General features: G+C 74.2%; 12 protein-coding genes. 3 read left to right on the top strand and 9 right to left on the bottom strand.

From position 1 onward, the window contains the following. Positions 1 to 4: 4 nt before the first annotated feature. The gene (locus tag ACFQBR_RS26135; RefSeq protein WP_344179924.1) at positions 5 to 1,393 is read right to left on the bottom strand and encodes an MFS transporter; all 1,389 of its coding nucleotides are present in this window, start codon (positions 1,391 to 1,393) and stop codon (positions 5 to 7) included. Positions 1,394 to 1,550: 157 nt separating this feature from the next. Then, on the bottom strand, positions 1,551 to 3,020 hold the full coding sequence (locus tag ACFQBR_RS26130; protein ID WP_267947951.1) for an NCS2 family permease: 1,470 nt from the start codon (positions 3,018 to 3,020) through the stop codon (positions 1,551 to 1,553). 219 nt (positions 3,021 to 3,239) lie between these two features. Here ACFQBR_RS26130 and ACFQBR_RS26125 point away from each other — a divergent pair, with 219 nt between their 5' ends. Together ACFQBR_RS26125 and ACFQBR_RS26120 are read left to right on the top strand one after the other, a co-directional pair. Next, positions 3,240 to 3,506: a DUF2530 domain-containing protein gene (locus ACFQBR_RS26125; RefSeq protein ID WP_267947950.1), complete on the top strand. Its 267-nt coding sequence runs from the start codon at positions 3,240 to 3,242 to the stop codon at positions 3,504 to 3,506. Positions 3,507 to 3,560: 54 nt separating this feature from the next. After that, positions 3,561 to 5,057 (top strand): DUF7059 domain-containing protein, encoded by a 1,497-nt coding sequence (locus ACFQBR_RS26120; protein ID WP_344179927.1) that lies wholly within the window; start codon positions 3,561 to 3,563, stop codon positions 5,055 to 5,057. A 102-nt stretch (positions 5,058 to 5,159) separates the two neighbouring features. On the opposite strand, the gene ACFQBR_RS26115 is transcribed toward ACFQBR_RS26120, so the two are convergent. The 3 genes from ACFQBR_RS26115 to ACFQBR_RS26105 are packed head-to-tail and all read right to left on the bottom strand — an operon-like array spanning position 5,160 to position 6,658. Beyond that, the gene (locus tag ACFQBR_RS26115) at positions 5,160 to 5,795 is read right to left on the bottom strand and encodes an SRPBCC family protein (RefSeq protein WP_344179929.1); all 636 of its coding nucleotides are present in this window, start codon (positions 5,793 to 5,795) and stop codon (positions 5,160 to 5,162) included. 23 nt (positions 5,796 to 5,818) lie between these two features. Next, positions 5,819 to 6,178, bottom strand: coding sequence for an ArsR/SmtB family transcription factor (locus tag ACFQBR_RS26110; RefSeq protein ID WP_344179931.1), 360 nt, complete (start codon positions 6,176 to 6,178; stop codon positions 5,819 to 5,821). A 60-nt stretch (positions 6,179 to 6,238) separates the two neighbouring features. Then, positions 6,239 to 6,658, bottom strand: coding sequence for a hypothetical protein (locus ACFQBR_RS26105; protein WP_344179934.1), 420 nt, complete (start codon positions 6,656 to 6,658; stop codon positions 6,239 to 6,241). 101 nt (positions 6,659 to 6,759) lie between these two features. Between ACFQBR_RS26105 and ACFQBR_RS26100 the strand changes: the two genes are divergently transcribed. Then, on the top strand, positions 6,760 to 7,620 hold the full coding sequence (locus tag ACFQBR_RS26100) for an MOSC domain-containing protein (RefSeq protein ID WP_267947946.1): 861 nt from the start codon (positions 6,760 to 6,762) through the stop codon (positions 7,618 to 7,620). Positions 7,621 to 7,666: 46 nt separating this feature from the next. Here the strand turns inward: ACFQBR_RS26100 and ACFQBR_RS26095 are convergent, their stop codons facing one another. The 4 genes from ACFQBR_RS26095 to ACFQBR_RS26080 form a co-directional block, all read right to left on the bottom strand. Further along, positions 7,667 to 10,927, bottom strand: coding sequence for a sacsin N-terminal ATP-binding-like domain-containing protein (locus tag ACFQBR_RS26095; RefSeq protein ID WP_344179989.1), 3,261 nt, complete (start codon positions 10,925 to 10,927; stop codon positions 7,667 to 7,669). Between the two features lie 150 nt (positions 10,928 to 11,077). Continuing rightward, positions 11,078 to 11,833 (bottom strand): DUF3027 domain-containing protein, encoded by a 756-nt coding sequence (locus ACFQBR_RS26090; RefSeq protein ID WP_267950231.1) that lies wholly within the window; start codon positions 11,831 to 11,833, stop codon positions 11,078 to 11,080. 185 nt (positions 11,834 to 12,018) lie between these two features. Continuing rightward, complete coding sequence (locus tag ACFQBR_RS26085; protein ID WP_344179937.1) at positions 12,019 to 12,402, bottom strand: cold-shock protein; 384 nt, start codon at positions 12,400 to 12,402, stop codon at positions 12,019 to 12,021. A 573-nt stretch (positions 12,403 to 12,975) separates the two neighbouring features. Next, complete coding sequence (locus ACFQBR_RS26080) at positions 12,976 to 13,770, bottom strand: HAAS signaling domain-containing protein (protein WP_267947944.1); 795 nt, start codon at positions 13,768 to 13,770, stop codon at positions 12,976 to 12,978. Positions 13,771 to 13,832 lie beyond the last annotated feature (62 nt).

Genomic DNA, 13,832 nt, shown 5'->3' with positions numbered 1-13,832 from the left:
GGTCTCAGGTGCGGGTGACCGCGTCCTCCGGGGGCCGTCCGAGGCCGTCGGTCCCCCGGGCGGGTCCGGCCGCGGTCGCGCCGTCCGCGTCGTGCACGTCCTGGGCCCGTCCGGCTCCGGCCTCCTCCGCCGGGGCCGGTGCGGCCGCGGCGGTCCGCCGGCGCCCCGGCAGGAGGTCGCGCACCCTGACTCCGTGGACCCTGAACAGCGGTCCCGTCAGGGCCGCGACCACCAGCACGGTGACCGTGCCCCCGATGACGAGGCTGGCCTGCGGGCCGAACGCGTCGGCCAGCAGCCCCACCACGGGGGCGCCGATGGGCGTCACGCCCATGAACACCAGCAGGAACATGCTCATGACGCGACCGCGCATCTGGGGGTCGACGCTGAGCTGGAAGGTGGCGTTGAGCGTCGTCACGTAGGTCAGGAAGGCCATGCCCATGGGCACCAGCACCACGACGAACGACACGTAGCCGGGCATCAGCCCCGCCGCCACCTGGAGCAGGCCGAAGGCCATCGACCCGATCAGCACCAGGCGTATCCGGGGCCGGTCGCGCCGGGCCGCGAGGAGGGCCCCGATGAGGGCGCCCACGGCCAGGAAGGCGGCGGCCACCCCGAACGCGGCGGCGCCGGCCTCGAAGACGTTGTTGACCACCAGCGCGATCTGGTTCTGCCCGTTCGCCCCGAAGAACTGGGTGGCGGCGGCGAGGACCAGCAGCAGCACGAGGTCGCGCCGGCCCCCGATGTAGCGCAGGCCCTCGCGGATCTGGCCCTTGCCCCGGGGCACCGGCTCGGTGGTGGTGAGCTCGGCGGTGCGGATCATCGCCAGGGCGATGATCGTGAACCCGAACGAGGCGCCGTTGATCAGGAACACGGGACCGCTGCCGATCACGGCGATGAGCAGCCCCGCGATGGCGGGGCCGGTGACCCTGCCGAGCTGGAAGCTGGCGCTGTTGAGGGCGATCGCGTTGGACAGGTGCTCGCGGTCGACCATCTCGGGGACGAAGGCCTGGCGGCCGGGGTTGTCGAGCACGGTGACCAGGCCGAGGGCGAAGGCGAACACGTACACGTGCCAGACCTCGGCCGCGCCGGCGGTCGCGAGGACGCCCAGGGCGACGGCGAGCGCTCCCATGACGCTCTGGGTGCAGATCAGGAGCCTGCGCTTGTCCAGGCGGTCCACCAGCGCGCCGCCCCACAGCCCGAAGAGGAGCAGGGGCAGGAACTGGAGCGCGGTAGTCATGCCGAGCGCGATGCCGCTGCCGCCGCTGAGCTGGAGGACCAGCCAGTCCTGGGCGATGCGCTGCATCCAGGTGCCGGGGTTGGAGAGTAGCTGGCCGAGGGCGTAGAGCCGGTAGTTGCGGACGGCCAGTGAGCGGAACATGGCGATACGCCGCATCAGTTCCTCCCCTCCCGGACGGGTCGCCGGGGAGGGACCGATGCGGCCACCGACCCATGGTGCGGACACATAAGTAAACGGCGTTGACTCATCACTCGGGTCAACGCCGTCCACTGTCGCAGGAATTCCCGCCCCCGCGCGAGGGCGGCGCGCGGGATCAGCCGATGAGCGCGTAGATCGGGGCCTCGGCGAAGTGGAGGAGGAAGACCGCGGAGACCACCCACATGAGGGGGTGGACGTGGCGCGGCCTGCCCTCGACCAGGCGCACGAACGTGTAGACGATGAACGCCATCCCGATGCCGTTGGCGATCGAGTACGTGAACGGCATGATCACGATCGCGAAGAACGACGCCAGGCCGACGGCCGGGTCCGTGAAGTCGATCTTGCCGACCGGCAGCAGCATCATGAAGCCGACGATGACGAGCACCGGCGTGGCGGCCTCGAACGGCACGATGGTGACCAGCGGCGCGAAGAAGGTCGCGACGACCATCATCAGACCGGTGACGATGGGCGCGATGCCGGTGCGCGCGCCCTCCGCGACGCCCGCCGCGGACTCGGCGTACACCGTCGCGATGGACGCGGAGGCCGCGCCGCCGAAGATCGTGCCGAAGGCGTCCATGGCCAGGACCTCGCGGGTCCGGGGCAGGTTGCCGTCCTCGTCGGTCAGCTCCGCCTGGTGGGCGACGCCCACCATGGTGCCCATGGTGTCGAAGAAGTCGGCCAGCATCAGGGTGAACAGCAGCATCACGACGGTGGCGACGCCCACGTCGGACCAGCGGGCCGCGATGTTGAACCCGCCCTCGGCGAACAGGCCGATGAGGGAGAAGTCGGGGAGGGCGACGACGTCGCCGACCGAGGTCGGCAGGCTCGGGGTGGAGCCCGGCAGCTGCCAGGCCAGGCCCTCGCCCCGGTCGCCGAACAGCGCCTGGACGACGATCGCGGCGACCGTGGAGACGATGATGCCCAGCAGCATCGCGCCGGGGACCTTGCGGACGTAGAGCGCGATGGTGACCAGGAGGCCGATGACGAAGACCAGCAGGGGCAGGGTGTTCAGGCCGCCGCTGCCGAGGCTGACGATCGTGCCGCCGCCGCCCTGGATGAAGCCGGAGTTGACGAAGCCGATGATCGTCAGGAACAGGCCCACGCCGACGCCGATGGCGATCTTCAGCCCGCCGGGGATCGCGGCGAAGACGGCGGTGCGGAAGCCGGTCATGACCAGGACCGTGAGGATGAGGCCCTCGACGATCAGCAGGAGGAAGACGTCCGACCACGCCATCAGCGGGGCGACCCCGTACGCGACGACGGCGTTCAGGCCCATGCCCGCGGCGAGCGCGAACGGGTAGCGGCTGACGATGCCCATCAGGATGCTGCTGATCGCGGCGACCAGGGCGGTGACGGCGACGAGCTGGGGGACCTCCAGGACATCGCCGTTGACGTCCGCGGTGCCGTTCAGGATCAGGGGGTTCAGCACGATGATGTAGGCCATGGCGAAGAAGGTCGCCAGACCGCCGCGGATCTCGGTGCCGAACGTGGAGCCGCGCTCGGAGATGTGGAAGAAGCGGTCCACGCGGCCCCGGGGTGCGGAGGCCGCTCTGTCGTCGGTGGGGGATGGAGTTGGTGCGTTCACGTCGTCAGCCTGACCTGGTCGTGTTACCGGACAACAAGGATTCTGCGCCAGATTAGTTGCATCTTCATACAACAGCTGACACTCGTTTCACGGGAGTTTCATAGAAATCGCCATATGACCGGATGATCGGAGCAGGGAGTGTGACGAACGCTTCCCTGGTCGGAGCGGTCGGCGCCGACACGCCGACGCCGGCCGCGTGCGAGCGGATAGCCTGGAACCGTGCGCACACCTCGCCGGCCCGATCCCGAAGTCCACGAGAGCGACTACCGCGTGCCCGCCGCCATCGGCACCCTCGCGTGGGCCGTCGCCCTCGTCGTCCTCGTCGCCATGGGCGACTCCCTCCCCCAGGCCGAGCGCTGGTGGATCGGCGTCTGCGCGACCGGCGCCGCCCTCGGGGTGTTCGGCTACCTCTACATCCCGCGCCTGCTCCGCAAGAGGGACGAGTCGGCCGAGCGCGGGGCCGCCCGCTTCTCCGAGCCCTCCTGACCAGGCCGGACCGCCTGTCAGCGGGGCACCGCCGTTCTGCCTGATAATGGGCGGGTGTCTGAGACTGAATTCCCGCGCGGCCTCGCCGACCGACTCCGCGGCATCCTCATCGACGCCGACTACACGGTGTCAGGCGTCCGCGACCGGCTCGGCGACGCCGCCGCCCGAGCCCTGGCCCGTGAAGAGCTGGTGCCCGCCCTGCGCGCCACCGGCGGGGAGGAACGGCTCGGACTGCTGCTGCGCCTGTGGTGGCTCCGATCGCCCATCCCCGCGCGGGCCGCGCGGGCCGTCCTCCCCGTGGACGAACTGGCCGAGGCGGGGCTCGTCACCGTCGAGGAGGGGCCCCACGGGACCGTCGTCCGCGCCCTGGTCCACCTCGGACCGTGGGACCTGGAGGACGGCCGGCCCGGCTTCGTGGTCTCCGACCCCAAGGTGCGCCCGGGCACCGGGGCCGTCCCCCGCCACGACCACGTGGTCGGCGCGGGCAACGCGTCCGCCACCCTGTCCCAGCTGATCGTCGACGGCCCGGTCGACCGCGCCCTGGACGTCGGCACCGGCTGCGGGGTGCAGGCGCTGCACCTGGCGTCGCGGGCCCGCGAGGTGGTCGCCACCGACCTCAACCCGCGCGCGGTGCGCCTGGCCGGGATCAGCCTGGCCCTGTCCGGGGTCGCGGGCGCCCGCCTGGCCCAGGGCTCCCTCTACGAACCGGTCGAAGGCGAGCGGTTCGACCTCATCGTGTCCAACCCCCCGTTCGTGATCACCCCCGACTCCTCCCGGTACACCTACCGGGAGTCCGACCTGCCCGGCGACACGGTCTGCGCCGAGCTGGTGCGGCAGGCCCCCGCGCACCTCACCGAGGGCGGCTGGTGCCAGATCCTCGCGAACTGGGTGCACTCCGACGGCGACGACTGGGAGGACCGCGTCGGCGGCTGGGTGACCGGGACCGGCTGCTCGGGCTGGGTGGTCCAGCGCGACGTGCAGGACCCCGCCCAGTACGTCGAGCTGTGGCTGCGCGACTCGTGCGAGCACGGCACGCCCGAGTACACGCGCCGCTACGACGCCTGGCTGGACTACTTCGAGCGCGAGGGCATCAAGGGCATCGGGTTCGGGTGGATCAGCCTGCGCAACGACGTCGCCCAGGACGCGACAGTGCGCGTGGAGGAGCTGCGGCACGACATCGAGCAGCCGGTCGGCCCGTACCTGCCCGACGTCGTGGACGGGGCGATGACGGCGCTGCGGCTAACCGACGCCGCACTGCTGTCGGCGCACGTCGCGCTCGCCCCCGGGGTCGTGGAGGAGCGGGTGGGCAGGCCGGGCGCCCCGGACCCGGAGAAGATCGTGCTGCGCCAGCAGAACGGGCTGCGCAGGGTCGCCCGCGTGGGGACCGTCGAGGCCGCCCTGGCCGGGGTGTGCGACGGCACCATGCCCGTGGGGCCGCTCCTGGACGCCATCGCCCAGCTCATCGGCGAGGACCAGGCGGTCGTGCGGGAGCGGACGCCGGACGCGCTGCGCACCCTCATCTCCGAGGGGTTCTTCCGGGTCGCCCGCTGAGCCGCCGTCCGCTCGCGCGGGGGCGCCCGCCGGTCCCGGGCGGCGGGGCCGGAGACGACCACCGCCGTCCGCCCGGGCGCGGGCGGCCCCGGCCCGTCCGTCTCAGGCAGAACCCTCCGGCGGCGCCGTGTAGAAGTCGACGGTCCGGTCCGCCGCGGCCTCGGCCCGGTCCGGGTCCTCCCCGGACTCGGCGTGCGCCGTCGCCCAGCGGCGTCCGCTCAGCTCCGTGAACCGCCGCGCGTCCTCCGAGCCCGCCCACTCCCCGGCCTCCGGCGGGACGCTCGCCCCGTGGAGCAGGTGCAGGGTCAGGCCGAACAGCCCCAGGTCCCACCCGATCCCCCCGGCCCCGGGGCCGTACCGCTCCCAGAACTCGTCGAGCGGCGCGGTGTGGGACAGCTCGAACCGCGAGCGGGTGGCGGTCTCCGCGGTCAGGCGGACCTCCACCTCGCTGCTCTCGCCGCCGTACTCCCAGGTGACCCGGAAGGAGTGCGGCGGGTCGCAGGACAGGACGCGCCCTCCGGCGTTGCCCTCCAGCTGGTAGGCGCCGCCCTCCCGGAGGTCGCCGGCGACCGGCAGGAACCAGCGCGGGATGCGCTCCGGGCTGGTGCAGGCGTCCCACAGGTCCTCGACCGGGACGTCGTAGGCGCGGCTGACCGTGACGGTGCTCTCGGCGCCCGAGCCGGTCCGCCGGACGCCGACCGACCGGCCGACCGCGTCGATCTCGTGCTCGATGTCCATCGTGCTCCTCCTGGGTGTGGAAGTCATGGCTCCCGTCCGGGGCCCGCGCGGTCGCCGGAGCGGCGTTCGCGCCTCCCCCTGGCGAGCTCGGTGTCGAGCGCCGCCAGGTGCGGCTCCCAGCGGGCGGCGAAGCGCCTCAGCCAGGCGTCGGCGTCACGCAGCGGGCCCGTGTCCACGGTGTACAGCCTGCGGCTGCCGTCCTTGCGCACGGTGGCGAACCCGTTCTCCCTGAGTACGCGCAGGTGCTGGGAGACGGCGGGCTGGGAGATCCCGAACTCGTCCCGCACGATCCCGGTCAGCTCCCCCGAGGAGCGCTCGCCGTCGTTGAGCAGCTCCAGCAGGCGGCGCCGGACGGGGTCCCCGAGGACGTCGAAGGCGTGCATGCCCCCACCATATAAGTAACTCCTTATATAAGGCAAGGGCGGTACCCTGCGGACGCCCCGTCACCCCTCCCCCGTGGGGACCACCTCACCCCTACCCCGCTCGACGCCGTCCTCCACCAGGGCGAACCCGGGTTCGTCCACCGGGACCGCGACCTCGGAGCCGCACTCCAGCACGATCGTGTGGGTCTCCCCCGGCGGGAACTCCCGCAGCTCGACCGGCAGGTGGGCGCCGCACTCGACGGCCGGCCCCCCGTGCCCGAACTCGACCGAGGGCCGGTACCCGGAGAAGAACGGCGTCCGGCGGCCGTCCTCGCCGTCGTACATGGTGAGCTCCACGGTGATCCGCTCCCCCGGGGCGAAGACGTACTCCGTCGGCTCGGCCTCCGCGGTGGCGGCGGGCGGGTCCTGCGCCTCCCCGCCGCCGCAGCCGGCGGCGAGCAGGAGGGCGCCCAGGGCGAGGAGCGAGGGGGTGGCGCGCATGGGGGTCCCGTCGGTGTCGGGGGCGGTGCGGGGGAAGAGGAGGCTACCCGGTCCGGGCCTCCCCCGGGAGCCGAGGGCGGGCCGGACGGTAGCGTCTGCCCATGGCCCAGATCTCCGAACTCGTCCACTACCCCGTCAAGGGGTGCGCCGGGACCTCCCTGCGCTCCGCCCTCGTGACCCCCGCCGGGATCGCCCACGACCGCACGTTCATGGTGGTCGACGGCGGCGGCGGTTTCCGCAGCCAGCGCAACGACCCGCGGCTGGCGCGCGTGCGCGCCGGGATCACCGGCGACGGGGCCCGCCTGCGGCTGGACACGGACGGGTTCGGCCACGTCGACGTCGGGGTCGACCCCGGGGGACCCCGGCTGGACGTCGTCCTGCACGGGAAGCCGTTCGTGGGCGTGGACCAGGGGGACGAGGTCTCCGGGTGGCTGACCGAGGTGCTGGGCGCGCCGAGCCGCCTGGTGCGGGTGCCCGACGACCACGCACGCCTGACCGGGGGGAGGACCCCCGGCACCAGCGGGTTCGCGGACAGCACGGCGGTCCTGATGGCGTCCGCGTCCTCCCTGGACCTGCTCGGCGCGCGCATCCTGGAGCGCGGCGCCGAACCCGTGCCGATCGACCGGTTCCGGCCCAACGTCGTCGTGTCGGGGTGGGAGGAGCCGCACACCGAGGACCGGGTGCGCTCCGTCCGCCTGGGGGACGCCGAGCTGGGCTACGCCAAGGTGTGCATCCGCTGCGTGGGGACGACGGTGGACCAGGCGCGGGGCGAGAGGAGCGGCCCGGAGCCGCTGCGGACCCTGGCGGGCTACCGGCGCGCGGACCGCGGCGGGGTGTCCTTCGGCTCCCTGTTCGCCGTCACCCGGCCGGGGAGCGCGGCGGTGGGCGACGCGGTCGAGGTCCTGGAGTGGGACGAGCCGGAAGAGGGGCTGGGAGAGCGCCTCGCCGAGGTCCTGGCCTGACGCGGCCCCCGGGGTCGCCGGGGGCCGCGTCCCGCCCGGAGCCGCGCTACTCCAGGTCGGCCTCGGCGAGGAGCCGGGCGGCGGCGGACGGGTCGCGCAGGGCGGCCGCGACCAGGTGCCGGCGGGACCACTGCCCGGCGCGCCAGCACAGGGCCCGTGCCAGGCCGTCGGTGGTGGACGCGTGCGCCGTGCCGTCGCCGACGTACCACTCCAGCTCGACGCCGTCCACGGTGAGCGTCCGGTGGTGCATGTAGGTGCGGTCCGGCTCCCCGGCGGGGTCCAGGAACAGGTCGGCCTCGCCGGGGACCGGGCGGACCTCGCCGGCCGACCCGACCTTGCCGGTGACCGTCTCGCTCGCCAGGTCCAGGTCGAGGACGTCGGCCAGGGCCTCGGCGGAGTCGTCCGGGGCCAGGACCAGCGGGCGGTCCTCCAGCAGCGGCAGCAGGTCCGGGGAGTCCACCACCACGGCCTCCTCCGCGTCGGCCACCACGATCGCGCCGCCGCGCACCGCCCGCACGCGGGAGGGCGGGGTCACCAGCTCCGCGTCCACGAGGGCGAGCGCGGTCCACACCAGGCGGAGCGAGGCGCGGTCCACGTGGCGGTCGGGGTCCGCCAGGCGGGCGAGCAGGTCGTCCGGCCCCTCCGGGTCGTTGATCAGGTCGGCGAGGGTGGCGCGCACCCCCAGCGCGCGGGCGAACTCGGGGTCGACGTCGGCCGGGACCTCGTCGTACAGGCCGGTCAGGGACGGGTCGGCGTCGGCGGTGCGCAGCTCGACCGGCGCACTGCCGCCCAGCAGCGCCCGGGACCGGAGCCACCACGCCGTGTACGAGGGCACGTCCACCACGCGGCCGTCGGGCATCAGCAGCCGCGCGGGCTCGGTCACTGCCTCGCGCAGCGGGCCCCGGGACAGCATCGCCAGGGCCTGCGGCCAGCTGTCGTCCGCGACGCAGTCGAGGTCGGCGACGACCACCAGCTCGGGCACCACCGGGGGCAGCTCGGGGTCGCCGACGCGTTCGAGGACCTCGTCGGCCCAGTCCTCCAGGCCGTCCGGGCCGTCCTCGCCGGCGGCGCCGTCGAACTCCGCGACCAGGTCCTCCCCCAGCGCGGCCTCCTCGACCCGGACCACGCCGAGTTCCCAGAGGGCGCCGACCGCGCGCAGGGCGTCGGTCCCGTGGCGTTCGACGAGGTCCTCGTGGACGGTGCCGAAGGGGGCGTCGTCGACGAGCAGGTCCGCGAGCGGAGCGCCGGGGACGAGGAGCTCGGCGGCGACCGAGTAGCCGTCCTCGTCGTCGCGCAGGGCGAGTTCGGCCAGCCAGGGCGCGTCGGCGACGGTCGTGCCGGAGGCCGCGACGAGGTCGAGGACGGCCTCGGCGATCGGCTCGGGGTCGTCGGCGTCGAGGGAGTCGCGGACGGCCGCCTCGGTCCGGGGGTCGGACAGGACGGTGGCCGCACCGGCCTCCACCGCGCCCAGGCGGCGCAGGAGCGGGTCGACGGCCTCGGGGTGGACCACGCGCACGCCGAGCGCGGCGACGGTCTCCGCCGAGATCCTGTGGCCCCCGGCGCCGTCGGACCCGGCCCAGTCCTCCCCGGGCAGGAGCAGGGAGCGGGGGCCGCGCACGAGGCGGCCGTCCGCCAGGGGCACCGGGAGGGAGCCGAGCTCGTCGAGGTCGGCCCCGCCGCTCCCGGCGGTGTCCAGGGCGGCGTAGAGCGAGGCCCACCAGCGCGGCGGCCGGTCGGTGTCCGCGAGCAGGTCGGCCACGTCGGCCAGGCCCAGGCGGTGGACGCGCAGGGCGGCGAGCGCCGGGTGGCGCGGACTCCACGTCCCGGGGAGCAGCTGGGGGACGAGTTCGGCGAGGACGGACGCCAGGTCAGCGGCGCCTCCCGACCCGCCGGTGTCGAGCAGGGCCGCGTCGCGCGGGGCGACGGGCGCCCCGGAGGCGGTGGTCAGGAACGCGGTGTCCCGGAGGGGTTCGGCGACGCGCGCGCGGAAGAGGGCGTCGACGGCGCCGCCCCCCACGCGGGTGCCGGGTACGAGGTCGAGGGCGGCCCGGCCGTCGAACCGGCGCAGGAGCGCGCAGTAGGCGTGGGCCGCCTCCGTGAGCAGCAGGTCGGTGGCCGCTCCGGGTTGGACGCCGCGCCGGTCGCTGCCGAGCGGGAAGCTCCCGATGAGGACGGCGGGGAGGGCGAGCTCCGTGTCGGTGGGGGTGGGCGCGTGGACGACGTTCTCGACGTCGGCGGGCAGTGCGGCGACGGTGCCGTCGGGGGCCACGGGGACGGCCCAGGTCAGCGACCAGGAGGTGCGGTCGCGCTCCTCCGTGGGACGGTCGGCCAGCAGGGAGGCGTCGAACTCGCCCGAGCGGCCGAGGACCCGCCACAGGGTGGTGCGCGTGCCCTCGGCGTCCCGGCGGCCGGTGACGAGGTCGGCGACGCCGGTCCCCGCCACCGGTGTGGCAGATGTGGTTGCGGGGACGGAAGCGGCTGGTGATGCGAGCGAGGTCGCGTCGGCGGGGCCCCCGGGGAGGGGCGGCGCGGTCGTACCGGGGACGTCCGGGGCCGACGGGTCCGCCGGGACCTCCTGCCGGGTGAGGACGTGCTCCTCGCCGTCCACGTCCACGCGGACCTCCGCGAGACCGGGCAGGGCGAGCAGCAGGGCCTCGCCGGTGCGGCCGAGGAGTTCGCGCACGCGCAGGCGGACCTGGTCGTCGCGGAGCAGGAGGGTGACGACGGTGTCGTAGTCCCCCGGGGCCGCCGCCCGCGCGGGGAAGGGCAGCCGCAGCATGGGCACGTGCCCGGAGCGGCGCCCCACCTCGTCCGCCAGGTCGGCGTGGGCCCCGCCCCCGGCCAGCAGCTCCGCGACGGCCTCGCGCGCGGCCTCGGCGCTGAAGCGGACCGCCGCGCCGCCGGAGTCGACGGTGACGTCGTCGCTGAGCGCCGCCACCGCGGAGAAGCCGACGCCGAAGCGCCCGGTCGCGCCCTGTTCGCCGCGCTTGGTGGAGGCGCGCAGGGTCGCCAGCGACTCGACCCCCTCGGGGGTCAGCGGCGAGCCCGTGTTCTCGGCGGTCAGCCGGAGGCCGTGCAGCGCCAGGCGCAGCCTTCCCGGGACCCCCGCCCTGCGCGCCGCGTCGGCGGCGTTCTGGGCGAGTTCGACCACGACGCGGTCACGGTAGCCGCCGAGGGCGAAGTCCTCCTCCGCGTTGGCGTCCTCCCGGAACCTGGCCGGGGCGTCGGCCCACGCCGCGAGGACGCGTCGTCGCAGTTCGGCGGTGTTGTAGGGGTCGACCGCCGAAGCGGTCACCGGCTCGGCCATGGTGGGTTCCTCCTGCGCTGCGGGCACGACCCGGCACGGTGCACCCGGGGCGAGGGTGGGTGCGGTAGGAAGACCCTAGCCCACCGGGACGGGGGGCCAGGGTCCGACAGCGCGGCGGGGCGTGCTTTCTCCGGAGGAGGACACGGCCCGTCAGGACTCGGAGGAGACGAGCTCCAGTTCGGCGGTGTCGTCGAAGACGATGTGGTCGTAGCCCATCTCGTCGACGACCGGGCCGCTGGGGCCGGCCTGCGGCTCGGGACGGCGCACCTCGGAGTGGGCCCCGCAGCCGTGGTCCATGGAGACCACCCGGCCGTCGTCGGGGGCGTACTCGTTGGTGCACACGCCGAACATCTGGCGCAGCTCACCGGCGAGGGGGGTCATGAAGCCGCAGGTGATGCAGCGGTCCGGAGCGGCCGCGGCGATCGGGCTGCGCGGCCCGGCCTCGCCGTTGTACCAGCGCTCGGCGGCCTGCTCGCGTCCGACCTCGGAGAGGACCTGGCGACGGCCCAGTCCCAGCTCCCAGACCATCTGCTGGTCCACGCCCTCGGCGTCCAGCTCGCTGTCGGGCACCTGGGCGTAGCCGGGGATGAGGCGCTCGTCGTCCTCCTCCGTGGGCAGGAGGTCGCCGACGCCGAGGTCGCCGGGGAGCAGCCGCTCCTTCCAGGGCAGCCATTCGGGCGCCACGAGGGCGCCCTCGCCGGGGAGCAGAACGACCTCGTTGACCGTGACGTCCTTGGCGCGCGAGGCGCGGACGACGGTGACCGCGTAGTTCCACCCCGGGTAGGCGGGGTCGAGGCAGGTGAAGTAGTGGGTGACCAGGCGCGTGTCCTCGACCTGGGGGGTGAGCGCGTCACCCACCCATTCGGGTCGCCCGGCCTCGGCGGCCACCGAGCGGGCCAACTCCACCGCGTCGACACAGGCCTTGTCCGGTACAGGAGAACGTCGAGAAGGGCTCACGTTCCCCATTCTCACTGATCGCGAGCACCGATTTGACCATAACGCGGGTCAAGGTTCGCCCGATACATCCTCTTGATCAAGTCTTGTGGTGTCGGAGGGGCCCTTCCGTGGGCGGACGGAAGGGCCCGCGGCGGTCAGGCCTCCAGGTCGTCGGCCACCGCGCGCAGCACGGAGGAGATCCGCGCGGCATCCCTGCGCTCCGGGTGGCGGCCCCTGCGGTAGCCGGTGGAGAGGCCCTCCAGGAGCTTGATGAGGTCCTCGGTGAGGGCCACCATCTCGTCGGGCGACTTGCGGCGGGCCCTGGCGACGGAGGGCTGGGCGTCCAGGAGCACGACCTGGAGCGCCTGGGCGCCCTTGCGGCCGTCCGCGACGCCGAACTCGACCCGCTGCCCGGGCCGCAGCGACACGGTGTCCGGGGGCAGGGACGAGGAGTGCACGAAGACCTCGCCGCCGTCGTCGCGCGTGAGGAATCCGAAACCCTTGTCGCCGTCGTACCACTTGACCTTGCCGGTGGGCACGTAGAGACCTCGTGCTTTCGCTGGCGGGCCCCGGGGCAGGGGGCGGCAAAGGCGCACAGGCGGCCCCCGGCCCACCCGTCCGTCCCGGGCTCCCGTGGTTTCCATGGGCTTACCAGGTTAGTGCGGAAGGGCATCCGGACGCGAGGGCATAATTCTCCGCCTCCGGGAGGCGGGAGGAACTCCCCGCCGAACACGGAATGGCTCCCCGGGAACGGGAACGAGGCCCGGATACGGCTCACCCGGGCCTCGTGCGGTGCTGGCGGCCCCCACCGCTGGGTGCGGAGTGTGGGACGGGACTCGGCGGTGAAGCGGGCCGCCTCGACCGAAGTGGCGCCCGAACTGGCCGTCGGGCCACCGTTACCGATACGACCGCCGCGAAGCGAAAACGGCGGTGTAGTGACATGCCTACCCGAATCCGTGGTCCAGGACTCGTAGTAACGGGCGGACCGTAAAAGGTTATTCCCCAGCGTTTGCCAAGCAATGACCAGCCGGAACGGCGCGACCGCGTTCCCGCCCCGCTCCGGAGAACGCGGGAAGGGGCGGCGGGGGCGAAAGCCCGCGGCGGCCGGGGCGTCATTCCCGGGCCCGGCGCTCCTCCGCGCCGGCGGAGCGGCGCGCCCTCGGGTACAGGTACACGACGCCCACCAGGGAGCCCACGGCGAGGCCGACGACGCCCGTGGCGGCCAGGGACTCCTGGACGTACTGGTCGACGAACTCGGCCTCCCCCGACCACAGGGCCATCCCGACGAGGCAGGCCGCCAGGGGCAGGCCGACGCCGACCCACTTGTCCACCGCGCTCCACACCTGGCTGAGCACGACGAGCACGGCGCCGAGCACCCACAGGTAGGCGAGGTTCAGGGACCACGGCACCGTGAGCAGCATCAGGCCCAGGGCGGCCGCCTCCGCGGGGTGCCGGCGCACCAGCGCCACGACCCCGGGCGGACCGCTCCGGCTCCCGGCGTTGCGGGCGGCGCGTTCCGCGCGGTCCGCCCGGCGGCCGGTGACGTGGATGTCCGTCTGGCGCGGGCCCTCCACGAGGGACATCAGCCCGCGGCTGGGGCCGCCCCGCCACGGCGGCGGCGGCCGGTCGGCGTGACGCGGCCTGGGCGGGATCAGCTCCGTGTCCTCGATGTCGAGGTCGCGTCCGGCGATCTCGCGTTCCACCAGGTCCTCCGGGCTGCCGAGGCCCCGGAGGATTCCCCGCACGGCCTCGGGGCCGTCGCCCTCCGCCGCCGCGCGGCGCGCGTCGATCCGCGAGCGGAGCTCCGCGAGGAAGGCGGTGCGCTCCCTCGCCGACATGCGACCGTGCAGGACCAGGCCGACCTCGGACAGATAGTCCAGTACCAGTTGTTCCGAGCGCTGGGTCATGACTCCAATATTGGCCGACAACGACCTGGCATTTAACCCCCCTTCCCAATTTCGGTCACCGA

The sequence above is a fragment of the Nocardiopsis tropica genome (assembly GCF_042660575.1).
In the GTDB taxonomy this organism is placed as follows: domain Bacteria; phylum Actinomycetota; class Actinomycetes; order Streptosporangiales; family Streptosporangiaceae; genus Nocardiopsis; species Nocardiopsis tropica.
This window is presented reverse-complemented; position numbering and strand designations above follow the sequence as displayed.

Coding starts and splice junctions, on each gene's coding strand:
- ACFQBR_RS26135 (WP_344179924.1), bottom strand. CDS start 1,393: ATGCGGCGTATCGCCATGTTCCGCTCACTGGCCGTCCGCAACTACCGG.
- ACFQBR_RS26115 (WP_344179929.1), bottom strand. CDS start 5,795: ATGGACATCGAGCACGAGATCGACGCGGTCGGCCGGTCGGTCGGCGTC.
- ACFQBR_RS26110 (WP_344179931.1), bottom strand. CDS start 6,178: ATGCACGCCTTCGACGTCCTCGGGGACCCCGTCCGGCGCCGCCTGCTG.
- ACFQBR_RS26105 (WP_344179934.1), bottom strand. CDS start 6,658: ATGCGCGCCACCCCCTCGCTCCTCGCCCTGGGCGCCCTCCTGCTCGCC.
- ACFQBR_RS26100 (WP_267947946.1), top strand. CDS start 6,760: ATGGCCCAGATCTCCGAACTCGTCCACTACCCCGTCAAGGGGTGCGCC.
- ACFQBR_RS26095 (WP_344179989.1), bottom strand. CDS start 10,927: ATGGCCGAGCCGGTGACCGCTTCGGCGGTCGACCCCTACAACACCGCC.
- ACFQBR_RS26080 (WP_267947944.1), bottom strand. CDS start 13,770: ATGACCCAGCGCTCGGAACAACTGGTACTGGACTATCTGTCCGAGGTC.